The sequence below is a fragment of the Xylophilus rhododendri genome (genome assembly GCF_009906855.1).
Taxonomy (GTDB): domain Bacteria; phylum Pseudomonadota; class Gammaproteobacteria; order Burkholderiales; family Burkholderiaceae_C; genus Xylophilus; species Xylophilus rhododendri.
On the sequence record NZ_CP047650.1, the window covers coordinates 156,302 to 179,853 of the forward strand.

21 protein-coding genes and 1 pseudogene are annotated in these 23,552 nt (G+C 67.7%); 7 read left to right on the forward strand and 15 right to left on the reverse strand.

All coding sequences use genetic code 11. The annotated features are described in order from the left end of the window. Window positions 1–11: 11 nt before the first annotated feature. The 7 genes from GT347_RS00780 to cyoA are packed head-to-tail and all read right to left on the reverse strand — an operon-like array spanning window position 12 to window position 6,894. Window positions 12–581, reverse strand: a complete 570-nt coding sequence (locus tag GT347_RS00780) for a response regulator transcription factor (protein WP_160550171.1) — start codon at window positions 579–581, stop codon at window positions 12–14. Then, window positions 571–1,884 carry an ATP-binding protein gene (locus GT347_RS00785; protein WP_229722582.1) on the reverse strand — a complete coding sequence of 438 codons (1,314 nt, stop codon included), beginning with the start codon at window positions 1,882–1,884 and terminating at the stop codon, window positions 571–573. The genes GT347_RS00780 and GT347_RS00785 overlap by 11 nt, the downstream gene beginning before the upstream one ends. Before the next feature lie 34 nt (window positions 1,885–1,918). Continuing rightward, window positions 1,919–2,671, reverse strand: coding sequence for an SURF1 family protein (locus tag GT347_RS00790; RefSeq protein WP_160550173.1), 753 nt, complete (start codon window positions 2,669–2,671; stop codon window positions 1,919–1,921). Between the two features lie 14 nt (window positions 2,672–2,685). Further along, on the reverse strand, window positions 2,686–3,138 hold the full coding sequence (gene cyoD / locus GT347_RS00795; RefSeq protein ID WP_160550174.1) for a cytochrome o ubiquinol oxidase subunit IV: 453 nt from the start codon (window positions 3,136–3,138) through the stop codon (window positions 2,686–2,688). Continuing rightward, on the reverse strand, window positions 3,135–3,773 hold the full coding sequence (cyoC, locus tag GT347_RS00800) for a cytochrome o ubiquinol oxidase subunit III (protein ID WP_160550175.1): 639 nt from the start codon (window positions 3,771–3,773) through the stop codon (window positions 3,135–3,137). The genes cyoD and cyoC overlap by 4 nt, the downstream gene beginning before the upstream one ends. Further along, entirely contained in the window at window positions 3,766–5,769 is a 2,004-nt protein-coding gene (gene cyoB / locus GT347_RS00805; RefSeq protein ID WP_160550176.1) for a cytochrome o ubiquinol oxidase subunit I, read from the reverse strand. Before cyoB ends, cyoC begins: the two co-directional genes overlap by 8 nt. Window positions 5,770–5,829: 60 nt before the next feature. Further along, window positions 5,830–6,894: a ubiquinol oxidase subunit II gene (cyoA, locus tag GT347_RS00810; RefSeq protein ID WP_160550177.1), complete on the reverse strand. Its 1,065-nt coding sequence runs from the start codon at window positions 6,892–6,894 to the stop codon at window positions 5,830–5,832. Between the two features lie 165 nt (window positions 6,895–7,059). Here cyoA and GT347_RS00815 point away from each other — a divergent pair, with 165 nt between their 5' ends. Further along, the gene (locus GT347_RS00815) at window positions 7,060–8,415 is read left to right on the forward strand and encodes an MFS transporter (protein ID WP_160550178.1); all 1,356 of its coding nucleotides are present in this window, start codon (window positions 7,060–7,062) and stop codon (window positions 8,413–8,415) included. Window positions 8,416–8,490: 75 nt separating this feature from the next. Here GT347_RS00815 and GT347_RS00820 read toward each other — a convergent pair whose 3' ends face one another. Further along, window positions 8,491–9,282, reverse strand: coding sequence for an IclR family transcriptional regulator (locus GT347_RS00820; RefSeq protein ID WP_160550179.1), 792 nt, complete (start codon window positions 9,280–9,282; stop codon window positions 8,491–8,493). A 224-nt stretch (window positions 9,283–9,506) separates the two neighbouring features. After that, a complete protein-coding gene (locus tag GT347_RS00825; RefSeq protein WP_326830377.1) occupies window positions 9,507–10,511 on the reverse strand; it encodes a tripartite tricarboxylate transporter substrate binding protein in 1,005 nt (334 codons plus the stop codon). Between the two features lie 26 nt (window positions 10,512–10,537). Between GT347_RS00825 and GT347_RS00830 the strand changes: the two genes are divergently transcribed. After that, on the forward strand, window positions 10,538–11,452 hold the full coding sequence (locus GT347_RS00830; RefSeq protein WP_160550180.1) for a LysR family transcriptional regulator: 915 nt from the start codon (window positions 10,538–10,540) through the stop codon (window positions 11,450–11,452). On the opposite strand, the gene GT347_RS00835 is transcribed toward GT347_RS00830, so the two are convergent. From GT347_RS00835 to GT347_RS00855, 5 genes are read right to left on the reverse strand one after another with little or no spacing between them, the layout of a single operon-like run. Continuing rightward, window positions 11,440–12,288, reverse strand: a complete 849-nt coding sequence (locus tag GT347_RS00835) for an amidohydrolase family protein (RefSeq protein WP_160550181.1) — start codon at window positions 12,286–12,288, stop codon at window positions 11,440–11,442. The genes GT347_RS00830 and GT347_RS00835 overlap by 13 nt on opposite strands. 35 nt (window positions 12,289–12,323) lie before the next feature. Beyond that, window positions 12,324–13,310, reverse strand: coding sequence for a Bug family tripartite tricarboxylate transporter substrate binding protein (locus tag GT347_RS00840; RefSeq protein WP_326830378.1), 987 nt, complete (start codon window positions 13,308–13,310; stop codon window positions 12,324–12,326). A gap of 54 nt (window positions 13,311–13,364) precedes the next feature. Then, window positions 13,365–14,537: a CaiB/BaiF CoA transferase family protein gene (locus tag GT347_RS00845; RefSeq protein WP_160550182.1), complete on the reverse strand. Its 1,173-nt coding sequence runs from the start codon at window positions 14,535–14,537 to the stop codon at window positions 13,365–13,367. A 25-nt stretch (window positions 14,538–14,562) separates the two neighbouring features. After that, complete coding sequence (locus GT347_RS00850; protein WP_160550183.1) at window positions 14,563–15,438, reverse strand: HpcH/HpaI aldolase/citrate lyase family protein; 876 nt, start codon at window positions 15,436–15,438, stop codon at window positions 14,563–14,565. Between the two features lie 24 nt (window positions 15,439–15,462). After that, window positions 15,463–16,392: a dihydrodipicolinate synthase family protein gene (locus GT347_RS00855; protein WP_160550184.1), complete on the reverse strand. Its 930-nt coding sequence runs from the start codon at window positions 16,390–16,392 to the stop codon at window positions 15,463–15,465. 367 nt (window positions 16,393–16,759) lie between these two features. On the opposite strand from GT347_RS00855, the pseudogene GT347_RS00860 reads away from it, so the two are divergent. From GT347_RS00860 to GT347_RS00880, 5 genes and pseudogenes are all read left to right on the forward strand, one after another. Continuing rightward, a pseudogene (locus tag GT347_RS00860) lies at window positions 16,760–17,556 on the forward strand (tripartite tricarboxylate transporter substrate binding protein). A 675-nt stretch (window positions 17,557–18,231) separates the two neighbouring features. Continuing rightward, a complete protein-coding gene (locus GT347_RS00865) occupies window positions 18,232–19,377 on the forward strand; it encodes an IS481 family transposase (protein ID WP_160550185.1) in 1,146 nt (381 codons plus the stop codon). Window positions 19,378–19,608: 231 nt separating this feature from the next. Continuing rightward, window positions 19,609–20,310, forward strand: coding sequence for a fumarylacetoacetate hydrolase family protein (locus GT347_RS00870; RefSeq protein WP_160550186.1), 702 nt, complete (start codon window positions 19,609–19,611; stop codon window positions 20,308–20,310). Between the two features lie 32 nt (window positions 20,311–20,342). Then, the gene (locus GT347_RS00875; RefSeq protein ID WP_229722585.1) at window positions 20,343–21,257 is read left to right on the forward strand and encodes a helix-turn-helix transcriptional regulator; all 915 of its coding nucleotides are present in this window, start codon (window positions 20,343–20,345) and stop codon (window positions 21,255–21,257) included. A 67-nt stretch (window positions 21,258–21,324) separates the two neighbouring features. Next, the gene (locus GT347_RS00880) at window positions 21,325–22,242 is read left to right on the forward strand and encodes a dihydrodipicolinate synthase family protein (RefSeq protein ID WP_160550187.1); all 918 of its coding nucleotides are present in this window, start codon (window positions 21,325–21,327) and stop codon (window positions 22,240–22,242) included. A 7-nt stretch (window positions 22,243–22,249) separates the two neighbouring features. On the opposite strand, the gene GT347_RS00885 is transcribed toward GT347_RS00880, so the two are convergent. After that, window positions 22,250–23,131, reverse strand: coding sequence for a DUF808 domain-containing protein (locus tag GT347_RS00885; protein WP_160550188.1), 882 nt, complete (start codon window positions 23,129–23,131; stop codon window positions 22,250–22,252). Between the last annotated feature and the right edge of the window lie 421 nt (window positions 23,132–23,552).

Consider the following 23,552-nt stretch of genomic DNA (forward strand, 5'->3'; position numbering starts at 1 on the left):
GCTGACGCGCCCTACTTCACCTGCGGCTTGCCCAGCTTGCGCGCCAGCGTGCGGCGGTGCATGCCCAGGCGCCGGGCGGTTTCGGAGATGTTGAAGCCGGTCTCGGCCAGGGTCTGGTGGATGCGTTCCCACTCCAGCGTCTTGATCGAACTCGAGCGGTTGCCCACCTCCACCTCGGCATTGCCCTCGGCGCGGCCGAAGGCGGCCTCGATGTCGTCGGTGTTGGACGGCTTGGCCAGGTAGTGGCAGGCGCCGAGCTTGATCGCCTCCACCGCGGTGCCGATGCTGGCGAAGCCGGTGAGCACCACGATCAGCATGTCCTCGTCGTGCGCATGCAGCAGCTGCACGCAGGCCAGGCCGGTGGCGTCGCCGTTGAGTTTCAGGTCGACCACCGCGTAGCCGGGCGAATGCTCGGCCAGCAGCGCGCTGGCCTGTTCCAGGCTGGCGGCGTGCAACACCTTCCAGCCGCGCCGCTCGAAGGAGCGGCCCAGGGTGCGGGCGAAGGCCTCGTCGTCCTCGACGATCAGCAATTGCCGCTCGTCTTCTTCTGTCTCTTCTGCGTTTTCAGTTTCAGCCGACACGTCCTTCACCTTCCTTGAGTGTGATCGCCGCCAGGGGCAGCGTCATCACCACCATCGCTCCGCCGCCGGGCCGGTTGCCCGCGCGCACCAGCCCGCCCAGCGTGCGGGCCACGTTCACCGCCAGGAACAGGCCCAGCCCGCGCCCGCTGCGGCCCTTGGTGGAGTTGTAGGGCTTGCCCCATTGGGCCAGCACTTCGGGGGCGAAGCCGGGGCCTCGGTCGGTGACCTCGAGCCGCAAGTGGTCGGCCTCGATGGCGGCCTGCAACACCACATGGCGTGGCGAGGCTTCCAGGGCGTTGTCGAGCACGTTGCAGACCATCTGCTGCAGGGCGGTATCGGCCACCATCGGCAGGTCGTGCTCGATGCGGTTGCGGAATTCGAAGTCCTGCGCGGCGCGGGTCTCGCGCCAGTCGGTGGCGATGTCGTCGAGGAAGGTGTTGACGGTGGTCTGCTCGGAAGACTCCCCGCGCGCCTCGCCCGCCGAGAGCAGGATGCCGCTCAGGATGGTCTTGCAGCGCTGCACCTGGGCCTGCATCTCGCTGACTTCCTGCAGCAGCTCCGGATCGCCCTTGAAGGCCGGCATGCGCCGCCAGTCGCCCAGGATCACCGCCAGCGTGGCCAGCGGCGTGCCCAGTTCGTGCGCGGCGCCGCTGGCCAGCAGGCCGATGCGCACCACGTGTTCCTCCTCGGCGGCGCGCTGGCGCAGGTCGGCCAGATGGGCATCGCGGTCGCGCAGGTTGCGGCCGATGCGGCTGATGAAGATCACCAGCAGGCCGGCATTGAGCGCGAAGCAGATCAGCATGCCCTGGATGAAGGGGCTGGCCAGGCCGCGGTCGTGGTCCGGCGGCAGGTCGAGCGGCCGGCCGAACAGCGCCAGGCCGGCCACGCAGGCCACGGTGACCACCACCATGGTCCACACCGACCAGGCCTGCAGCAGCACCGCGCCCAGCGTCACCTGCAGCAGGTAGAGGTAGGTGAAGGGATTGGTGGCGCCGCCGCTGAGATACAGCTGGGCGGTGAGCATGCCGACGTCCACCAGCAGGGCCAGGAAGAGTTCGTCGTTTGTGACTTCGCCGCGCGAGCGCCAGCGCCAGTGGCTGCCCAGGTTGAAGATGACCAGGAAGCCGATCACTGCCGCCATGTGGCGCAGCGGCAGCGCGATGCCGAAGCCGAAATGGGCGATGCCGATGGTGACGATCTGCCCCACCACCGCGATCCAGCGCAGCTGGATCAGCTGCTGCATGTTCTTGAGGCCCGTAGCCTCCTCCAGCACCGCCATGCCCGCCACGGAGGCAGTCGGCATGGAAAGGCTGGCGGGCGGGCTCATCGGCGTATTTTCAGCCCTGGCGGCGCCGGGCTCGCAGTTCCTCGCGCCACCAGATCACCGCGCCCACCACGGTCAGCAGCGCCATGCCGTACCAGGTCAGCGCATAGGACAGGTGGCTGTTGGGGAAGGACACTACCGTCAGCCCGCCGACCGGCAGTTCCGGCGCGGCGAAGTCGCCGCCGTCCGCATCGATGAAGTACGGCGCTGCCTGCACCACGCCGCGCGCCGCGGCGATGGCCTGCACGTCGCGTGAATACCAGCGGTCGGCCGCCGCATCGTTCTTGCGCAGGAAGCCGCCGCCGGGCTCGCTCAGGCGCAGCAGCCCGGTGATCACCGTCTCGCCCTTGGGCGAAGCACCGCCATGGGCCGCCAGCGCACGTGCTTCCGGCGGCACGAAACCGCGGTTGACCAGCACGCTGCTGCCGTCGGCCAGCTTCAGCGGCGTCAGCACCCAGAAGCCCGATCCCTTGACGGTGACCGCCTGCACCAGCGCTTCCTTGTCATGCTGGAACACGCCGCTGACCAGCACATGGCGGTATTCCTGCCCGGCCGCGCCGAGGTCCGTCCACCCGGCAAGACCGGGTGCCGCCACCGGCGCCGCATGCACCCGCTGCTCCACCCGCTCGATCAGGTCGAGCTTCCAGGCGCGGCGCTGCACCTGCCAGTGGCCCAGCAGCATGAAGCAGACGAAGGCCGCCAAAAAAAACACCGCCAGCAGGGTGGCGGTGGCTTTGGAGCGCGGGGCCCGCGGGCCCCCTTGCATCGACGTCCCTGCCATCAGGGCATGTTCTTCATGTCGTGCGCGCTGACCGGCATCATGTTGGCGTTCATGTGGAACATGACCCAGAGCGAGCCGCTCAGCGTGATCACCACCACGATGATGGTGAAGATCATCGCCAGCATGCTCCAGCCGCCTTCGGAGCGGCTGTTCATGTGCAGGAAATACACCATGTGCACGACGATCTGCACCGCCGCGAAGCCCAGGATGACCAGCGAGGTGGTGTGCGAGTTGTCGAACACCTTGGCCATCACGATCCAGAAGGGGATGGCCGTGAGGATCACCGACAGGATGAAACCCATGGCGTAGCCGCCCAGGGTGCTCTCGGCATGGCCGCCGTGGTCGTCGTGGCCGTGGTCGTCATGGCCGTGGCCATGCTCGACCGGCAGTTCGCTGTCCTGCGGGGTGACGTGGCGGCCGTGCTCGAATTGTTGTTTGGTGTAGGTGCTCATGGCAGCGTACCCATCAGGTAGACAAAGGTGAAGACGCCGATCCAGACGACGTCCAGGAAGTGCCAGAACATCGACAGGCACATCAGACGGCGGCGGTTGCCGGTGGTCAGGCCATGCTTCTTGACCTGGAACATCAGCGTGACCAGCCAGACGATGCCGAAGGTCACGTGCAGGCCGTGGGTGCCGACCAGCGCGAAGAAGGACGACAGGAAGGCGCTGCGCTGCGGGCCCGCGCCCTCGTGGATCAGGTGCGCGAACTCGTAGAGCTCGATGCCCAGGAAGGCCAGGCCGAAGAGGCCGGTGATGCCCAGCCACATGATGGTGCTGTTGACCTTCTTCTTCTGCATCTCCAGCACGGCGAAGCCGTAGGTGATGGAGGAGAACAGCAGCATGGCCGTGTTGATCGCCACCAGGGGCAGCTCGAACAGGTCGGCGCCCGAGGGGCCGGCCGCGTAGCTGCGGCCCAGCACGCCGTAGACGGCGAACAGGCAGGCGAAGATCAGGCAGTCGCTCATCAGGTAGAGCCAGAAACCCAGCAGGGTTCCGTTCTCGACGTGATGCTCTTCCGTCAGGTAGAAGCGGGGGGCTTCGGTGGCGCCGGCGGCGCCATGGGTGTTGGCGGTGATATCAGACATGGGCGGCCAGCAGACGGGTGCGTTCAGCTTCGGTACGGACGACTTCGTCCGCGCCGATGTGGAAATCCCGCTTGTAGTTGAAGGTGTGCACGATGACCGTGACGATCAGCGCGACGAAGGCGACACCGGCCAGCAGCCACATGTGCCAGATGGCGGCGAAGCCGAACACGGTGGAGATACCGGCCAGCACGATGCCGGCCCAGGTGTTCTTGGGCATGTGGATCGGGATGAAGCCGGCCAGCGGACGGACGTAGCCGCGGTTCTTCATGTCCCACCAGGCGTCGTTGTCGTGCACGCGCGGGGTGAAGGCGAAGTTGTAGGCCGGCGGCGGCGAGGCCGTGGACCACTCCAGCGTACGGCCGCCCCACGGGTCGCCGGTGTGGTCGCGCAGCTTCTCGCGGTTCACATAGGTCATGACGAACTGCATCAGCATGGAGCCGATGCCCAGCGCGATCAGCACCGCGCCGAAGGCCGCGATGCGGAACCAGATGGCCAGCGACGGGTCGTCGAAGTGGCTCAGGCGGCGGGTCACGCCCATCAGGCCCAGCACGTACAGCGGCATGAAGGCGAAGTAGAAGCCGACGAACCAGAACCAGAAGGAGCACTTGCCCCAGAACTCGTCGAGCTTGTAGCCGGTGGCCTTGGGGAACCAGTAGTTGATGCCGGCGAAGACACCGAACACCACGCCGCCGATGATCACGTTGTGGAAGTGGGCGATCAGGAACAGGCTGTTGTGCAGCACGAAGTCGGCCGGGGGAACGGCCAGCAGCACGCCGGTCATGCCGCCGATCACGAAGGTGATCATGAAGCCCACCGTCCAGAGCATCGGCAGTTCGTAGCGGATGCGGCCGCGGTACATGGTGAACAGCCAGTTGAAGATCTTGGCCCCGGTCGGGATCGAGATGATCATCGTGGTGATGCCGAAGAACGAGTTCACGCTCGCCCCGCTGCCCATGGTGAAGAAGTGGTGCAGCCACACCAGGTAGGACAGGATGGTGATCACGACGGTCGCGTAGACCATCGAGGCGTAGCCGAAGATGCGCTTGGCCGAGAAGGTGGACACCACCTCCGAGAACACGCCGAAGACCGGCAGCACCAGGATGTAGACCTCGGGGTGGCCCCAGATCCAGATCAGGTTGACGTACATCATGGCGTTGCCGCCGAGGTCGTTCGAGAAGAAGTTCGTGCCGACGTAACGGTCCAGCGACAGCAGGGCCAGCACGGCGGTCAGCACCGGGAAGGCGAAGACGATCAGCACGTTGGTGCAGAGCGCGGTCCAGGTGAAGATGGGCATCTTCATCAGGCCCATGCCGGGCGCGCGCATCTTGATGATGGTGGCCAGCAGGTTCACGCCCGAGAGCAGCGTGCCCACCCCCGCGATCTGCAGGGACCAGATGTAGTAATCCACCCCCACGTCAGGACTGAAGGCGATGCCCGACAGCGGCGGATAGGCCAGCCAGCCGGTGCGGGCGAACTCGCCCACGAACAGCGACATCATCACCAGCACGGCGCCGGAGACGGTCATCCAGAAGCTGAAGTTGTTCAGGAAGGGGAAGGCCACGTCGCGCGCGCCGATCTGCAGCGGCACGACGAAGTTCATCAGGCCGGTGACGAAGGGCATGGCCACGAAGAAGATCATGATCACGCCGTGGGCGGTGAAGACCTGGTCGTAGTGGTGCGGCGGCAGGAAGCCCTGGGCGTCCCCGAAGGACAGCGCCTGCTGGGCCCGCATCATCAGCGCGTCGGCGAAGCCGCGCAGCAGCATGACGATGCCCAGGATCATGTACATGATCCCGATCTTCTTGTGGTCGATGCTGGTGAACCATTCGCTCCACAGGTAGCCCCAGACCTTGAAGTATGTCAGGACGCTCAGCAGCGCGATGCCGCCGATCGCCACGCCGATGAAGGTCATCAGCAGGATGGGTTCATGGAACGGAATCGCCTCCCATGAGAGGCGGCCGAAGATGAGCTTCGTGATATCTAGATGTTCGAACATCGTGGGTCCGGATGCGGTTTCGCGGGGAAACGGTGAAAAACGGCGGTGGGCGCGTGGCGCTTACAGCGGCTGGGAAGCCGTTGCGGCGCCGGCCGGATCGGCCGCCGTGCACATCGAGGCGACATAAGTGCGGCCGGGCCTGCCGGACACACCCGGCGCCACCGGCGGCAATGCTGCCGAGGCGACCAGGTTGGAGCGGCCGGGAAGGTCCAGGCCGCCGTTGGCGTCGATGGCCATCATGTCCTTCATGCACATGCGGTTGGCTTCGACGCAGCGGTTGACGACGGCGTCGAACAGGTCGGGCGCCACGGTGGACCAGCGGCGCACCGGTTCACGTTCGCTCGGGCGTTCGAGTTCCAGGTAGGCCGTGCGGTCCAGCGAGCCGCCGGCGGCCTTGGCCGTGGCGATCCACTTGTCGAAGTCGGCGCCGTTGTAGCCGTGGAACTTGAAGCGCATGTGCGAGAAGCCCGCGCCGCTGTAGTTGGAGGAGAAGCCCTCGAACTCGCCCGGCGCGTTGATCACGGCATGCAGCTTGGTCTCCATGCCGGGCATGGCGTAGATCATGCCGGCCAGCGCGGGGACGTAGAAGGCGTTCATCACGTTCGAGGCGCTGATGCGGAAGGTGATCGGGCGATCCACCGGCGCGGCCAGTTCGTTGACGGTGGCAATGCCGTATTCCGGATAGATGAACAGCCACTTCCAGTCCAGCGCCACCACATCCACTTCCAGCGGCTTGGTGCCGGTGGGGATCGCGCGGTTGGCCTCCAGGCGGTCCAGCGGGCGATAGGGGTCCAGCGTGTGGGTGCTGATCCAGGTGATCGCGCCGAGCGCGATGATGATCAGCAGCGGCGCCGACCAGATGATCAGCTCCAGCGCCGTGGAGTGGTCCCAGTCGGGTTCGTAGGCGGCCTCCTTGTTGCTGGCACGGTAGCGCCAGGCGAAGAGCAAGGTCAGGAAAATCACCGGGATGATGATCAGGAGCATCAGGCCGGTGGCGATCAGGATGAGGTCACGCTGTTGGACCGCGACGTCGCCGGAAGGCTTCATCACGACCGCATTACAACCGGCCAACAAGCCCAGGGCGGCGAGCATTAGCAGTGCGCCGAGTTTTTTTAAGATTGGCATGCCGATCAAGTAAGTGGAGGCTTAGCTAGGGAAAACTCTCGGAATTTACAACGGAATGTTATCCGACGGCCATTGGACGTTTTGTCCTATACCGGGTTTTTACCGGCGGAGGCGAGCATGGAGACGGTTAGTCTGTTCTCACAACAAGCAAGACGGGAGCTCTGCATGTCCAGCGTCACGATGCCCACCGGGCCCACATCCCCCTCCTCTTCCGAGCCCGCCGAGCGCGATCTGCGCAATATGTATGCCGACCACGACAGCATCGCCCCGGGCGAGATCGCGATCGGCGTCGTCATCGGCCGAACCTCCGAATATTTCGACTTCTTCGTCTACGCGCTGGCCTCGGTGCTGGTGTTCCCGGTGGTGTTCTTTCCGTTCGAGGCGCGGCTCGAAGGCACCTTGTGGGCCTTCGTGATCTTCTCATTCGCCTTCATCGCGCGGCCGTTCGGCACCATCGGCTTCATGGCGATCCAGAAACGGCTGGGGCGCGGCACCAAACTCACCATCGCGCTCTTCCTGCTCGGCATCTCGACGGCCGGCATCGCCTTTTTGCCCGGCTATGCCTCGCTCGGCGCCTATTCCATCGTGCTGCTGGCCATCTTCCGGGTGGTGCAGGGCATCGCGCTCGGCGGCGCCTGGGACGGCCTGCCATCGCTGCTGGCCCTGAACGCGCCCAAGGAGAAACGCGGCTGGTACGCCATGCTGGGCCAGCTGGGCGCGCCGATCGGCTTTCTCATCGCCGCGGGCATCTTCGTCTACCTGCACAGCAACCTGGGCCCCAAGGACTTCTACGACTGGGGCTGGCGCTATCCCTTCTACGTGGCCTTCGCCATCAACGTGGTGGCCCTGTTCGCCCGGCTGCGCCTGGTGGTGACGCAGGAATACACCAAGCTGCTCGAAGAGCGTGAGCTGGAGCCCAACAAGTTCGGCGAGATGTTCCGCTCGCAGGGCTACAACGTCTTCATCGGCGCCTTCGCCGCGCTGGCCAGCTACGCCCTCTTCCACCTGGTGACGGTGTTCCCGCTGTCCTGGATCACGCTGTACGCGGCGCAGACGGTCAACGAGGTGCTGGTGATCCAGATCATCGGCGCCTTCATCGCGATTCCCTGCGTGCTGCTCTCCGGCAAGATCGCCGACACCATCGGCCGGCGCAACACCCTGGGCTCGCTGGCGGTGGCGATCGCGGTGTTCAGCTTCTTCACGCCGATGCTGCTGGGCGGCGGGCGCGTGGCGCAGGACATCTTCATCCTGGTGGGCTTCGTGCTGCTGGGCCTGTCCTACGGCCAGGCAGCGGGCGCGGTCACCGCGAACTTCTCCGCCCAGTACCGCTACACCGGCGCGGCCCTCACTTCCGACCTGGCCTGGCTGATCGGCGCCGGTTTCGCGCCGCTGGTGGCGCTGGGCCTTTCGGCGCACTTCGGGCTGGCCTACGTGAGCATCTATCTGCTGTCAGGCGCGCTCTGCACCCTGGCCGTACTCGGCCTGAACCGGCGGCTGGCGGCCGATACGTCGACGGCCTGATCTTTCCCATCCGGGCAAAAAGCCGGGTGTCCTGCGGGACACCCGGCTTTTTTTGCGTCCTGCGCACCATCGTGCTCAGACGCAATGGGCATCGGCGCGGTCGCGCATCTGCCGCTCGATGGTGTCGACTTCCTGCTGCAGCTGCTGCACCAGGCTGTCGCGGCGCGGCTGCTGCAGGCGCGAGCTGATCGCGGCCAGCGAGATGGTGGCGTCGATCTGCGAGCCCGGTCCGCGGATACCGACGGCGACGGCGCACATGTCGGGCACCACCATGCCGTCGCTGAAGGCATAGCCCTCCTGCCGGGTGGCGGCCACGGCACGGCGCAGCGATTCGGCATCGGCCTGGGCGAAAGGCTTGAGCGCCAGGCGGTGGCGCTCCAGGTTGCGCTCCACGTCCTCGTCCGGCAGGGAGGACAGAAGCATCAGGCCGTTGGCGCCCAGGCCCAGCGGCCGTACGTCGCCCACGTCCAGCGCCAGGGTCTTGATCGGGAAACTGCCGGTGCGGCGCGCCACGCAGACGGCGAAATCGCCGCTGCGCGCGCTCAGGAATACCGTGTCGCCGGTTTCCTCGGCCAGGCGGTCGAGGCTGGCGGTGGCCAGGGGAATCACGTCGAAACGCGCCGACGCCGCCTGGCCCATGCTGAAAAGCTTGAAGGCGGGAAAGAAGAGCCGGCTGGGCGCGTCGTAATCGATCATCCCCGCGCTGCGCAGGCCGGTGAGCAGCCGGTGCGCCGTGGGTTTGCTCAGGCCGGCGATCGCGGCGAGCGATCCCAGCGTGATACCGGAGCCGGAATGGCCGACGACCACCTCCAGCAAGTCCATCGCCCGGTCGAGGCTCTGGGTGGGTGAGCCGCCAGGGCCGATCAAGGCGACGGCGGTTGCGCTTTTGCGTCGGACGACCGACGCACCATTGGTTGCGGAATATGGCATGGCTGGTAGGTTTGGTGGATCTGCAATGAACGGTAACGCAGCCCTGCCGCCGCAGGTCGGTATCGCTTAGTGCATCCGGGCCAATGCCGTCAAAGAGACTTTCCGAATATTTCTCGCGGATTGCCGTAGAAATACGGCGCTCTCGGCTACCAGCCTGTCCCTCAGTCGAGCGTGATGTGGTTGGCCTTGACCAACGCGCCCCAGCGGTTGATCTGCCCGGCCAGGAAGGTCTTGAACTCGGCCGGCGTGTTGCCCACCGGCTCTATGCCCATGGACAGCAGGCGTTTGTTGACCTCCGGCTCGCGGATCGCATCCCGCACCGCGGCCGCCAGGCGGTCGATCACCGGCTGCGGCGTGCCGGCCGGGGCGAAGAAGCCGTTCCACTCGACCACCTCGAAGTCCTTGAAGCCGCTTTCCTTGACGGTCGGTACATCGGGAAGTGCTGCCATGCGTTTGTCGCCGGTCGTCGCCAGCGCGCGCAATTTTCCGGACTGCACATAGGCCAGGCCGGACACCGGATTGGCGAAATAGGCCGAGACCTGGCCGGCCAGCAGGTCGGTGATCGCAGGCGCCCCGCCTTTGTAAGGCACATGCACCCAGTCGAGCTTGCCGTCGCGCTTGAGCATTTCCGCCGCCAGGTGGGCCGAGCCGCCAGCGCCGTAGGAGGCGTAGTTGAGCTGGCCCGGATGCTTGCGGCCGTAGTCCAGCAGTTCCTGGAAGTTCTTGTAGGGCGCATCGGCCGGCACCACCAGGATGTTGGGCATGTTGATCGCCTGCGAGACCGGCACCAGGTCCTTGACCGGGTCGAAGGGCAGCTTGCGCAGCACCGCGTTGACGGCATAGGGGAAGGTGTCGAAGAGCAGCGTGTAGCCGTCGGCCGGCGCCTGCAGCACGGCCTGGGCGGCCAGGACGCCGCTGGCGCCGGGCTTGTTCTCCACGATGATCGGCTGGCCGAGCAGCTGCGACAGCGGTTGCGACAGCAGCCGGGCATTGGCATCGGCCCCGCCGCCGGCCGCATAGGGCACGATCACCCGGATCGGCTTGTTCGGGAAGGCGCCCTGCGCCTGCGCCGCCAGCGGCGTGGCTGCCACCACGGCCAGGGCGGCGGCCAGCCAGCGGCGGCGTGCCGCGTTCGTGGCGGCCTGGGACTCATGTTCTTGCATCATCTCTGTCTCTCCTTCTTTGCGGTTTCATGAAACTTCAATTTCTCCAGACGCTCACCGCCGTGCTGCGCCACGGCTCCTTCGCCGCGGCGGCCAAGGAGGTCAACCTGACGGCCAGCGCGGTCAGCCTGCAGATGCGCCAGCTGGAGGATTTCTTCGGCCAGCCCCTGTTCGACCGTTCGGCCCGCCAGGTGCGGCCCACGCCCTTCGCGCTGGAGATCGCCGAAACCCTGCAGCAGACGGTGGACAAGCTCGACGCCCTGCGCAGCAGGAAGGGCATGGAGATCACCGGCCGCATCCGCCTGGGCACCATGGAATCGGCCCAGGTCGCGCTGCTGCCGACCGCCCTGCAGCGGCTGCGCGAACGCGCGCCGGCGCTGGAGTTCTCGATCTCCAAGGGCCTGTCCTCGACGCTGCTGGATGACCTGAAGGCCGGCCGCATCGATGCGGCGGTGCTGGTCAAGCCCCTGTCGGGCGGATCGAGCCGGCTGGCCTGGTTCCCGCTGGCCAGCGAGACCATGGTGATGATCGCGCCGCCCACCGCGCGCCTGGCCTCGCCGGTGGAGATGCTGCGCCGCTACGACTGGATCCGCATGGACCCGGCCACCACCGGCGGGCGCATCGCCGCGCAATACGTGCAGAAGCTGGTGCCGCGCCTCAACTGGGCCTTCGACCTGCCGGGCACGGAGGCGATCGCCGCCTCGGTCTCGGCCGGGCTGGGCGTGTCGGTGGTGCCCACGCTGCGCGACGAACTGCTGTCGGCCTATCCGATGCTGCAGGTGCCGCTGGGCCGGGGCGCGCCGGTGCGCCATATCGCCTTCGTCTGCCGGCCGGCGGATGCCGACAGCCGGCTCACCCAGGCCGTGCTGGAGGCCTTCCAGGCCGCCTCGCAGAAGCGTTATGGCGAGGCGGCGACACAGGGGCTGCATCGTCAGAAGCCGTAGAGCACGGCCGGGTTTTCGACCAGGATGCGCCGGCACAGGGCTTCGTCGCCCACGGCCTCGGCCCAGCGGTCGAGCAGCGCGGCGTCGTCGGGCACGCCCTTCTTCTGCTCGGTGGGATGGGGCCAGTCGCTGCCCCAGACCAGGCGCTCCGGCGCCCGCTTCACCCAGGCCCGCACCACGCCGGCACGGCTGTCGGGCTCGCCGGCATCGAGATAGGCGCCGGAGAGCTTGACCCAGGCCCGTCCGGCATCCAGCAGCCGGCCGACGATGTCGAAGGCCGGATGCGCCGCCCCTTGCGGGTGCGGCAGCCGCGCCATGTGGTCGAACACCATGGGGCAGGGCAGGCTCTCGATCAACGCCTGCTGCTCCACGATCTGGTCGCCGCGAAAGTGCAGCTGCACATGCCAGCCCAGGGGGGCGATGCGGCGGGCCAGCGGGGCGATCATGTCGAAGCTCGTCACCGCCGTGGCGGGGTCGAAGAGCGTGAAGCGGATGCCGCGCACGCCGCCGGCATCCAGGGCCTGCAGGGTGGCATCGTCCACATCGGGATGCAGCACCGCCACGCCGCGGGTGCGCTGCACGCCCAGCTGCTGGATGGCATCGAGCGTGACGGCGTTGTCGGTACCGTAGACGGTGGGGGTCACCACCACGCTGCGGCTGCTGCCCATGCGCTGCTGCAGGCGCCGGTAGTCGCCCGCCGTCGCATCGGCCAGGGCACGGGCCGGATCGCCCAGGCTGGCGAAGCGCCGGTCGTAGATGTGGATATGGCTGTCGCAGGCGTCGGCCGGGACGGCGAATCGCGGAGCGGCTGTGCCGAGGGTGTGCGGAATGCTCATCGGTGTTCAGGTGGCGATGGAGGGGACAAGTTGACTCATTGCGGCTGGATGCCGGCCGCCCGGGCCGCGGCGGTCCACAGCCGGGTCTCTTCGCGGATCTGCGCGGCGAAGGCCTCGGTGGCGATGCCGCCGGGCTGCGCGCCCTGCTGGGCCAGGCGCTCGCGCAGCGCCGGGTCGGCCAGGGCCTGCACCACCGCCTGCTGCAGTTTCTCGATCACCTGCGCACTGGTGCCGCGCGGCGCGGCCAGGCCGAACCAGTTGGCCACCGTGTAGCTGGGCAGGCCGGCCTCGGCGAAGGTGGGCACCTCGGGCATGGCCGGCAGGCGCTTCGCGCCGGTGACGGCCAGCGCCCGCGCCTTGCCGCCGCGCACCTGGGCCAGCGCCGTCGGCGTGGCGGTGATCAGCACATCGACCTGGTTGGCCACCAGGCCCAGCATGGCCTCGCCCGCGCCCTTGTAGGGCACATGGGTGATCTCGACCTTGGCCTCACTGTCGAACACCGCCGCCTGCAGATGGGTGGAGCTGCCCGCGCCGCCCGAGCCGAAATTGAGCTTGCCGGGGTTCTTCCGCGCGAAGGCCAGCAGCTCCTGCAGGGTCTTGAAGGGCGAGGCCACCGGCACCACCAGCACCACCGGTGTCTGCAGGATGGTGGTCACCGGCAGCAGGTCGGCGGCATGGTCCCAGGGCAGCTTGGCCATCTGGCCGGGCAGCATGGTGTAGGTGGTGTCGTTGGCCAGCAGGATGCTGCCGTCCGGCGGCGCCTTGGCCACGTACTGGGTGCCGATGGTGCCGCTGCCGCCGGCCTTGTTCTCCACGTAGAAGGACTGGCCGAACTGCTCGGTGAGCTTCTGCGCGATCTGCCGCGCGGCGTAGTCGGTGGTGCCGCCGGCCGCATAGGGCACGACGATCTTCACCGGCCGGTCCGGCCAGGCGGCCTGGCCGAGCGCGCTGCCGCCCAGGGCGAGCATGGTGGCGGCCACGAAGGCCTTGGCGAGATGTCGGTTGAGGGGCTGGCTGTTCATGTCTTTGTCTCCGTCTTTTTTGTGGACCGAAAAACTGCCGCGACCGGGGGATGGCTAGGGCGTGGGTGCGCCCTCCCCTTGTGTCTGCTGGCGGATGGCCGCGCCATGCTGGTCCAGCGTGGGCGCGGCGAAGGGCTGCGGCCCCGGCGTGCGGCCGAAGGCGATGGCACGGGTGAAGCCGCGGTAGCTGCCGAGCACCGGGTGCTCGAAGCGGGTGATCAGTGCCTCGGCCTCGACCTGTTCGAAGTCGAACATGTCTTCCACCGTGCGCGCCGCCGCGCAGGGCACTTCCTCGCCGAAATGGGCTTCCCACTCCAGCGCGGAGCGCTGCGCCAGGGCCGCGTGCAGGCGCGGCACGATCTCGTCCTTGTGCTCGGCGCGCTTGCGCACCGAGTCGTAGCGGTCGGTGGCCAGCAGTTCGTCGAGCCCGGTCTTCTCGCACAGCGCGCGCCAGAAATGCGCGGTGTTGGCCGAGATGTAGAGCCAGCCCTCGCGGGTCGGATGGATGCCGGTGATGCCGCCCGAACGCATGTCGCGCCCCACCTCGCGCGGCTCGCCCTCGGCCCAGACCAGGCGGGCCGACTGCATCGCCAGCGCCGAGCGCAGCAGCGACACGCCCACCTGCTGGCCGCGGCCGCTCTTCTCGCGTTCGTACAGGGCCGAGGACACGCCCGCCGCCACCATCGAGGCGGCGTAGTAGTCGACCACCGAGCCGTAGAGGATCTCGGGCGCCTGCCCGGCCGGCGCCTGCATGGCGCACATGCCGGTCATGGTCTGCAGCACCTGGTCGTAGCCGGCCTTCTCGCGCAGCGGGCCGGTCTCGCCGTAGCCGGTGACGGCGCAGTAGATCAGGCGCGGGTTGATGGCCGACAGGCTTTCGTAGTCGATGCCCAGGCGCGGCGGCACGCTGGGGCGGAAGTTGTGCACCAGCACATCGGCGGTGCGCACCAGCTCCTTCAGCAGCTGCAGGTCGGCGGGCTGCTTCAGGTCCAGCACCAGGCCGCGCTTGCTGCGGTTGACGCCGACGAAGGCCCGGCTCTCGTCGGCCAGGGTGGAAGGGTACTTGCGCAGGTTGTCGCCCGCGGGCGGCTCGATCTTGACGACGTCCGCCCCCTGGTCGGCCAGCAGGGCGCAGCCGTAGGGGCCGGCGATGTAGGCGCTGAGGTCGAGCACCCGCACGCCGGCCAGCGGCCCGCCTCGGGTGGATGTGGCTGGGGTGTTCTGCATGGAATATCGGGAAAGGGAAAAAGCTTCAGGCGCCGGGCAGGCCCAGGCGGACCGCCGTCTCGACGATGGCGCGGGCGCGGGCCAGGAAAGGCGCGTCGATCATCTTGCCGTCCACCACCCAGGCGCCGGTGCCGCTGTCCTCGGCCGCGCGGGCGCCATCGACCACCTTGCGCGCATGGGCGATCTCCTCGTCGCTGGGCCGGAAGGCGGCGTTGGCCAGCGCGATCTGGCTGGGGTGGATGCAGCTCTTGCCGAGAAAGCCCAGGCGCCGCGCCATGTCGGCCTCGGCCCGGTAGCCTTCCACGTCACGCACATCGGCGAAGGCGCCGTCGTAGGCGAATACACCGGCTTCGCCGGCCGCCATGCGGATGGCGAACATGGCGGCGCGCACATTGTCCGGATCGCGCCGGGCGATGCCCAGCGGCTCGAACAGGTCGCCCAGGCCCATCTGCAGGCCGGCCACCCGCGGATGGGCGGCTGCCAGCGCGGCGGCATTGCGCAGGGCCTTGGGCGTCTCGATGTTGAGCAGCAGGCGCACCGGCTGGCTCACGCCATTGGTCCGCTCGGCCTGGATCAGGGCTTCCACCGCCTGGATCACCTGGGCCGGCTCCTCGGGCTTTGGCAGGTTGAGCAGGTCCAGCCCGGGCCGCACCACCGCCGCCAGGTCGGGCGCGAAATGCGGCGTGTCCAGCGGATTGACACGCACGATCATCACCTTGCCGCGCTTGACCGCCGGGTCGGCCACGCGGGCCAGGAAGTCGCCCAGCGTCTGCCGCGCCTCGGCCTTGCGAGACTCGGCCACGGCGTCCTCCAGGTCGAAGGACAGGGCATCGGCATCGCCCGCCAGGGCCTTGTCGAAGAGTTCCGGGCGGGAGCCGGGCACGAAGAGTTTGCTGCGCATGGGGATGTGTTTGGTGTGTGGGGTTCAGAGCTGGGCGCGTGTGTCGTGGCGGGCCAGCCGGCCGAGCAGGTGTTCCACCTCGGCCTTGGTGGCGGCCGTGAGCGGCGCGAAGGGCTGGCGCAGCGTCGGCGAGCCGAGCAGGCCGCGGCGGTACAGCAGGTATTTGCGCACCGTCAGGCCGATGCCCGGCTGCTGCTCGTAGCGCAGCAGCGGCAGGTGGGCATCGAACAGGTCGTGCGCCTCCTCGCGCTGGCCGGCCCGGGACAGGCGCACCAGGTCCACCAGCATGTCGGGGAAGGCATAGCCGGTGTTGGCGCCGTCGGCGCCGCGCTCCATCTCGTAGTCCAGGAACAGGCCGTTGTTGCCGGTCAGGATGGCGATGTGGCGCATGGCGCCCTCGCGTTCCCAGGCACGCAGGGTGGAGATCTTCTCCAGCCCCGGCCAGTCCTCGTGCTTGAGCATCACGCAGGAAGGGTTGTCCTGCACGATGCTGCGGATCACGCCGGGTGTCATCTGCACGCTGAAGGTCAGCGGATAGTCCTGCAGCACGAAGGGCACGTCCTCGCCGATGGCCTGCGCCGCCTGGCGGTAGTAGCTGACGATCTGGTCGTCGGTGCGCAAGGTGTTGGGCGGGGCGATCATCACGCCGGCCGCGCCCGCATCCATCACGTCGCGGGTCAGCGCCCGCATGGCGGCGAAGCCCGGCGCGGACACGCCGACGATCACCGGCAGCCGGCTCGCCCGCTGGATCATGCGGCGGGCCACGTCCACGCTTTCGGCATGTTCGAGCTTGGGCGCCTCGCCGAGCTGGCCCAGCACCGTGATGCCGGTGGCGCCGCAGCCGAGGTAGAAATCCGTCAGCCGGTCGATGGCGGCCGTGTCGATGCGGCCGTCGTCGAGAAAGGGTGTCGGTGCGATCGGGTAGACGCCGCTGGCGTCGCTGGTCAGTGCCATGGTTTTTGTCTCGCTCCAGGTCCTTGGATGGCGCCACGGACGGCGCCTGGGCGGAGTGTGCCCCTTGCCAGCCATTGCGAGCACAAGAAAACCTTGTCTTTCGATTGACGAAACTTCATGGAAGCATCATGGCCGACTGCTTACCATGACCGGCAATAGCCGAAAAACAGGAGACCTTGCCTTGACCACCCATCCCACCCGCCGCGCCCTGCTCGCCGCCAGCCTGCTCGCCACCGCCCTGCCCGCCGCCCATGCCCAGGGCGGCGCGCCCTACCCCAGCCGGCCGGTGACCTTCGTGGTCGGCAGTGCGGCCGGCGGTTCCAACGACGTCTTTGCCCGGGCCATCGGCAAGCGGCTGCAGGACAGCATGGGCCAGCCCTTCATCGTGGACAACAAGCCTTCGGGCGGCGGCATCATCGCCAACCAGCAGGTGGCGCGCGCCCCGGCCGACGGCTATCAGCTGGTGGTGGTGACCTCCACCTTCACTACGGGCGCGGCCATCCGCACCAACCTCTCCTACGACGTGCTGAAGGACTTCAAGCCGGTGGCGATGCTGGCCAAGGGGCCGCTGCTGGTGACCGTGAACAAGGATGCGCCCTACAAGACCATCCAGGAGCTGGTGGCGGCCGCCAAGGCCCAGCCGGGCAAGCTCAACTACGGGACCTCGGGCGCGGGGAGCATCAACCAGTTCGCCACGGAGATCTTCGCGGACGCCGCCGGCATCAAGCTCACGCATGTGCCGTACAAGGGCATGGCGCCGGCGGTGACCGATCTGCTGGGTGGGCAGATCGACATCATCATTGCCAGTGCGCCTTCGATCCTGTCGCAGGTCAAGGCCGGGCGGCTGCGGGCGCTGGCCGTGACCACTGCGCAGCGCTCGCAGGTGGCGCCTGATCTGCCTTCTCTCGAAGAAGCTGGGTACAAGGGGCTGGTGTGGACCTGTGGTGGGGGGTGTTCGCGCCGGCCAATACGCCTGCTGCGGTTGTGGATCGGCTCAATGGCGAGATCAACAAGGCTGTGCAGTCGGAGGAGATGAAGGGCTTCTTTTTGAAGGAAGGGGCGGAGCCGGCTGTTATGAAGCCTGCGGAGTTTGCTGCTTTTATTGGCGCTGAGTTGACGCGGTGGAAGGCTGTGGCCAAGAAGGCTGATATTCGGCCTGAGTGAGTTTGGTTTGGGGTTTGGGTTTGGGTTTGTCTCCTTCGCGGAGGGCGGAGCTGGGGCTGCGCGCCCCAGACCGCGCTCACTTTCTTTGCTTCGCCAAAGAAAGTAAGCAAAGAAAGGCGACCCGACACCCGAGGCCCTTCGGGCACCGCTGCGGTACTCGCAAAGGCGGGGTCCACGACAACTCGCTTCGCTCAAACAGGTCGTGGCCCTGATCCGCCTTTGCTCCGTTCCTCGCTCTCGGGCTCACGGGACCCGGAAGCGGGAGCGGGGACAGCGGCTGCTTCGCAGCGCAACGGGCCTTCGCTGCGCTCGGCCTCCACTGAAATGCGGCCGATGCCAAAGGGCGGGTTATTCAATCAGAGGCCGAGCGCAGCGACGGCCCGTCGCCCTGCGAAGCAGTGGCTGTCCCCGCTCCCCGGGTCCCGTCTGCGGGAGAGTGAGGAGCGGAGCAAAAGCGGATCAGGGCCACGACCTGTTTGAGCGAAGCGAGTTGTCGTGGACCCCGCTTTTGCGAGCACCGCAGCGTGCCCCCTCCGCAGGAGGGGGACTCCCGCAGCCGGGTCGCCTTTCTTTGCTTACTTTCTTTGGCGAAGTGTTCAGACCGGGGACATGGGAAACGGGTGTGCGGGGACATGGGAAACACTTCTGTGCGGCAGACAAGCCGAGGAGAAGCCCATGCCCTGGCAACCGAGAGACCTCATGAGCACCAAGCAAGAGTTCGTGGAACTGGCCCAGCAGGAAGGGGCTAATCGGCGCGAGTTGTGCCGGCGCTTCAACATCACGCCCAAGGCGGGCTATGCGCTGCTCAAGCGTTTTGCAGTGGAAGGTCAGGCGGCCTTCGTGGAGCGCTCCAGGCGCCCCGTACACAGCCCGCTGCAGACGCCCGCGGACATGCAGTCGACCGTCCTGGCGATGCGGCGCAAGCATCCTGCCTGGGGCGCGCGCAAGATCTGCCGCAGGCTGCTGGACCTCGGCCACCGCGAGGTGCCCGCCACCAGCACCGTCACCGACATCCTGCGACGCAACGGCCTGATCCCTCAAGAGGCGAGCGCTGCCAGCCAGCCCTGGCAGCGCTTCGAGCACGAGCATCCCAACGCGCTGTGGCAGCTCGACTTCAAAGGCCACTTCGAGACCGCTGCCGGGCGCTGCAACCCGCTGACCTTGCTCGACGACCACTCGCGCTTCAACCTGGCCGCGGCCGCCTGCGCCAGGACCGACAGCGCCACGGTGCAGAGCCAGCTCCAGGCCGTCTTCGAGCGCTACGGGCTGCCCGCGCGCATCAACGCCGACAACGGCGCGCCCTGGGGCGTGCCGAGCGCATCGGGCCACCTCAGCGGGCTCGACATCTGGTTCATCCGGCTGGGCATGCGCGTCAGCCACAGCGCGCCGTACCACCCGCAGACCAACGGCAAGCTCGAGCGCTTCCACCGTTCGCTCAAGGCCGAGGTGCTCAACGGCAGGACCTTCGACAACCTCGCCCATGCACAGGACGCGCTCGACCGTTGGAGGGCTGTCTACAACCACGAAAGACCACACGAGGGCATCGCCATGCAGACACCCGCACAGCGCTACCGCATGAGCCCGCGGGCCATGCCGCAGACGCTGGCGGAGATCGAATACGCCGAGCACGATCACGTCGTGACCGTGGGCTGGAACGGCTTCGTGAAGTTCCAGGGCCACAAGCTGCGCTTGTCGCACGCGCTACACCGCCTGCCGGTGGCCTTCCGGCCCGATCCCGAGCACGACGGCTGCTTCGATATCTACTTCAGCCACCATTGCTTCATGCGTCTGGACAGCGCTGCGGCGACCGCTTCCAATTGAGCCGAGGTGTTTCCTATGTCCCCGCACGGGTGTTTCCCATGTCCCCGGTCTAAACAGCGAAGCAAAGAAAGTGAGCGCGGTCTGGGGCGCGCAGCCCCAGCCCCGCCCTCCGCGCAGGAGACAAACCCCCAACAAAAGTAACCCAGTCCAAGAATCCCAGTAACCAGCCAACCAGAAGCCCAACCCAGCCTCCTAGAGTCAAGGAATCAAACCACCAGCAGAAAAGCACCCATGTCGACGACAACGACCACCTACGCAATAGACCCCCAGAAGATCAACTCCCTGCCCATAGCCGGCAGCCAAACCCGCTTCCCCGTAGCCCGCATCTTCTGCGTAGGCCAGAACTACGCCGAACACTCCCGCGAGATGGGCCACAACCCCGACGTGGAGCCCCCCTTCTTCTTCCAGAAGCCCGCGACAGCCATCGTGGCAGACGGCGGAAAATTCCCCTACCCCAGCATCTCCACCAACGTCCACCACGAAGTCGAATTCGTCGTGGCCATCGGCAAGGGCGGCAAGAACATCGAGGAAGCAGAAGCCCTGACCCATGTCTGGGGCTACGCCGTGGGCCTGGACATGACCAGACGCGACCTGCAAGGCATCGCCAAGAAAACCGGCCGCCCCTGGGAACTCGGCAAGGCCTTCGACAACGCCGCCCCCTGCGGCGCCATCTACCCCGTGGCCCAGGCCGGCCATCCGTCGTCAGGCTCCATCACCCTGTCGGTCAACGGCGAGACCCGCCAGAACGGCGACCTCTCGGACATGATCTGGAAGGTCCCCGGCACCATCGCCTACCTCTCGACCCTGTTCGAGCTGCGCGCCGGCGACCTGATCTTCACCGGCACCCCCTCCGGCGTGGGCGCGGTGCAGCGCGGCGACCACCTGATCGGCGCCATCGCCGGCCTGGGCGAAGTGCAGACCGAAGTCGTCTGACGCGGGCAGCAGGGGTGCGGCACACTCGGCGCATGCCGACCTCCCACCCGCCCCTGCGGACCTGGCGCATGCACGAACGCGCCGAGCACCTGGACTTCGACATCCGTTTCCAGGGCGCCCGCAACGAACTCACCCAGCCGCACCGCCACGGCTACTTCCAGATCCAGGTGGGCCTGGAGGGCGACACCCAGCAGGCCATCGGCGCGGCGGTGCGGCCCTTCGGCCGGGGGTACCTCAGCTTCGTGCTGCCCCACCGCATGCATGTGATCCCGCATCCGCCGGGCTCGCGCTACTGCATCGTCAATTTCAGCCAGCGTTTCCTCTGGCCCGAGATCGCGGTGGACGAGCTGGACCTCGACGGCCTGGCCTTCGCCAGCCACCCCGAGCTGGCGCCCTTCCTGTTCCAGGAGTACCTGGACTTCGCCTTCGACGCGCCCGACTTCCACCGCATCGAGGCCTGGCTGGAAGAACTGCGCCAGTACAACGCCGAACGCAGCTTCGGCGGCATGGCCATGGTGCGCGGCATCCTGCAGCAGATCGTCGGCCTGGCCTGCCTGCGCCAGGAGCGCGAGCTGCAGCGACTGGCCCTGCACCAGGGCGGCCGCACCTCGCGCCACGACGCCCTGCAGCGGGTGGTGCGTTATGTGCGCGACAACCTGGACCAGGAACTCTCGCTCACCGACGCGGCCGCCGCCGCCTTCCTCTCGCCCAACTACCTGGCCAACCTGCTCAAGAAGGAGACCGGCCAGACCTTCACCGAACTGGTCACCGAACGCCGGCTCGACCGCGCCCGCGAGCTGCTCACCGGCTCCTCGATGCTGGTGCGCGAGGTGGCGCGGCAGTGCGGTTACGGCGACGAGGCCTATTTCAACCGACGCTTCCGCCAGGTGGTGGGCTGCACCCCGCGCGCCTTCCGCGACGAGCAGGTGGCGCGGCTGCGCGGATGACGCGGCCGCCTCCTGTGCGAGCATGTCGGCCGGTCTTTCATCAGCCCTTCCAGGAGACAACAAAACCATGGCCCATTTCGACAGAGCCGCGCTGCGCCAGGCGCTGAACGGCATCTCCGGCATCCTCGTCACGCCCTTCGATGCGCAGGACCGCATCGTCGCCGCGCCCCTGAAACCCATCGTCGACCGGGCGGTGGAAGCCGGCGTGCATGTGCTGGTGGCCAACGGCAACACCAGCGAGTACTACGGCCTGCAGGCGCACGAGGCCGAACGCATGGTGCAGATCGCGGCCGAGCAGATCGCCGGCCGGGTGCCGCTGCTCGGCGGCGTGGGCCGCAGCGTGCACGATGCCTGCGCGCTGGCCAAGGCCTCGCGCGCGGCCGGCGCCGACGCGATCATGGTGCACCAGCCGCCCGATCCCTTCGTGGCGCCGCGCGGCGTCACCGCCTATGTGCAGCGTGTGGCCGATGCGGCCGACGGGCTGCCGGTCATCCTCTACCTGCGCAACGACAACATCGGCCTGGCGGCCATCGAGGCGCTCTGCCGCATCCCGCAGGTGATCGGCATCAAGTGGGCCGCGCCCACGCCGCTGGTGCTGGCCGAGGCCATCCGCCGCACGGCCGACCGGGGCCTGGCCTGGGTGGGCGGCCTGGCCGAGAACTGGGCGCCGCCGCTGTACGCGGTGGGTGCGCGCGGCTTCACCTCGGGGCTGATCAACGTGATGCCGAAGCGCTCGGTGGCCATCCATGCGGCGCTGGAGTCGGCCGACTATCCGCTGGCCATGCGCCTGATCGCCGAGATGCTGCCCTTCGAGGAACTGCGGGCGCAGGAGAACAACGGCACCAACGTCACCGTGGTGAAGTCCGCCCTGCGGATCATGGGCCAGGACTGCGGCGCCACCCGGCCGCCCTCTGCCTGGCCGCTGACGGATGCGGCGCAGCAGCGGCTGGAGCAGCTGCTGGCCGGCTGGGGCCTGGCGCGCTGAGCCGGGCTCAGCGCCGCAGCCGTTTCCAGCCCAGCATCGCGGCGACCAGCAGGCCGCCGGCCACCAGGCCGACCATGGCGTTGATGCCTGCTCCGGCCAGGGTGCCCAGGTCCTCCAGCGCATGGGCGACCGGCTCCAGGCCGTGCACCAGGATGCCGCCGCCGACCAGGAACATCGCCGCCGTGCCGAGCACCGACAGGGTCTTCATCAGCCACGGAGCGGCGCGCAGGATGGCCTTGCCGATGGTGGTGGCCCTGGGCGTGCCGCGGCGGATCAGGTAGAGGCCCAGGTCGTCCAGCCGCACGATGGCGGCGACGATGCCGTAGACGCCTATCGTCATTACGAACGCGACACCGGCCATCACCAGCAGGCGGGGCAGGAAGGGCTCGTCCTGCACCACGCCGAGGGTGATGGCGATGATCTCGGCCGAGAGGATGAAGTCGGTGCGGATGGCGCCCTTGATCTTTTCCTTTTCCAGCGCGGCGAGGTTCATGGCCGGCCTGGCGAGCACGCGGCGCTGTTCCTCCTTGCGGGCCTGGTCCTGCTCGGGCGAGTGCAGGAAGCGGTGGGCCAGTTTTTCCGCGCCCTCGTAGCAGAGGTAGGCGCCGCCCAGCATCAGGAGGGGCGTGACCAGCCAGGGGGCCATGGCGCTGATGGCCAGCGCCGCCGGCACCAGGATCAGCTTGTTGAGCAGGGAGCCCTTGCAGACGGCCCAGACTACCGGGAGTTCGCGGCTGGCTTGCACGCCGTGGACCTGTTCGGCGTTCACTGCGAGGTCGTCGCCCAGCACGCCGGCGGTCTTCTTGGCGGCCACCTTGGCCATGACGGAGATGTCGTCGAGCAAGGTGGTGATGTCGTCCAGCAGGGTTAGGAGGCTGCCTGCGGCCATTTTTTGGGGTCCTTCTTTATGGGCTTGGCCTTGGGCCTGGGGGGTGGAGTTTGAGGGGCTGGGGTTGGGGGGTGTTTGCAAAAGTGCTTTGCGGGGGGTTGGTTGCTGTCCGGGGTTTGTCTCCTGCGCGGAGGGCGGAGCTGGGGCTGCGCGCCCCAGACCGCGCTCACTTTCTTTGCTTCGCCAAAGAAAGTAAGCAAAGAAAGGCGACCCGACACCCGAGGCCCTTCGGGCACCGCTGCGGTACTCGCAAAGGCGGGGTCCACGACAACTCGCTTCGCTCAAACAGGTCGTGGCCCTGATCCGCCTTTGCTCCGTTCCTCGCTCTCGGGCTAACGGGACCCGGGAACGGGAGCGGGGACAGCCACTGCTTCGCAGGGTGACGGGCCGTCGCTGCGCTCGGCCCTGGCTGAAAGACCGA

Excerpts from the sequence above, each read along its gene's own strand:
- GT347_RS00785 (WP_229722582.1), bottom strand. The coding sequence starts at position 1,884 with ATGCCGACTGCCTCCGTGGCGGGCATGGCGGTGCTGGAGGAGGCTACG.
- GT347_RS00790 (WP_160550173.1), bottom strand. The coding sequence starts at position 2,671 with ATGCAAGGGGGCCCGCGGGCCCCGCGCTCCAAAGCCACCGCCACCCTG.
- cyoD (WP_160550174.1), bottom strand. The coding sequence starts at position 3,138 with ATGAGCACCTACACCAAACAACAATTCGAGCACGGCCGCCACGTCACC.
- cyoC (WP_160550175.1), bottom strand. The coding sequence starts at position 3,773 with ATGTCTGATATCACCGCCAACACCCATGGCGCCGCCGGCGCCACCGAA.
- cyoB (WP_160550176.1), bottom strand. The coding sequence starts at position 5,769 with ATGTTCGAACATCTAGATATCACGAAGCTCATCTTCGGCCGCCTCTCA.
- cyoA (WP_160550177.1), bottom strand. The coding sequence starts at position 6,894 with ATGCCAATCTTAAAAAAACTCGGCGCACTGCTAATGCTCGCCGCCCTG.
- GT347_RS00815 (WP_160550178.1), top strand. The coding sequence starts at position 7,060 with ATGTCCAGCGTCACGATGCCCACCGGGCCCACATCCCCCTCCTCTTCC.
- GT347_RS00825 (WP_326830377.1), bottom strand. The coding sequence starts at position 10,511 with ATGATGCAAGAACATGAGTCCCAGGCCGCCACGAACGCGGCACGCCGC.
- GT347_RS00830 (WP_160550180.1), top strand. The coding sequence starts at position 10,538 with ATGAAACTTCAATTTCTCCAGACGCTCACCGCCGTGCTGCGCCACGGC.
- GT347_RS00835 (WP_160550181.1), bottom strand. The coding sequence starts at position 12,288 with ATGAGCATTCCGCACACCCTCGGCACAGCCGCTCCGCGATTCGCCGTC.
- GT347_RS00840 (WP_326830378.1), bottom strand. The coding sequence starts at position 13,310 with ATGAACAGCCAGCCCCTCAACCGACATCTCGCCAAGGCCTTCGTGGCC.
- GT347_RS00845 (WP_160550182.1), bottom strand. The coding sequence starts at position 14,537 with ATGCAGAACACCCCAGCCACATCCACCCGAGGCGGGCCGCTGGCCGGC.
- GT347_RS00850 (WP_160550183.1), bottom strand. The coding sequence starts at position 15,438 with ATGCGCAGCAAACTCTTCGTGCCCGGCTCCCGCCCGGAACTCTTCGAC.
- GT347_RS00855 (WP_160550184.1), bottom strand. The coding sequence starts at position 16,392 with ATGGCACTGACCAGCGACGCCAGCGGCGTCTACCCGATCGCACCGACA.
- GT347_RS00865 (WP_160550185.1), top strand. The coding sequence starts at position 18,232 with ATGCCCTGGCAACCGAGAGACCTCATGAGCACCAAGCAAGAGTTCGTG.
- GT347_RS00870 (WP_160550186.1), top strand. The coding sequence starts at position 19,609 with ATGTCGACGACAACGACCACCTACGCAATAGACCCCCAGAAGATCAAC.
- GT347_RS00875 (WP_229722585.1), top strand. The coding sequence starts at position 20,343 with ATGCCGACCTCCCACCCGCCCCTGCGGACCTGGCGCATGCACGAACGC.
- GT347_RS00880 (WP_160550187.1), top strand. The coding sequence starts at position 21,325 with ATGGCCCATTTCGACAGAGCCGCGCTGCGCCAGGCGCTGAACGGCATC.
- GT347_RS00885 (WP_160550188.1), bottom strand. The coding sequence starts at position 23,131 with ATGGCCGCAGGCAGCCTCCTAACCCTGCTGGACGACATCACCACCTTG.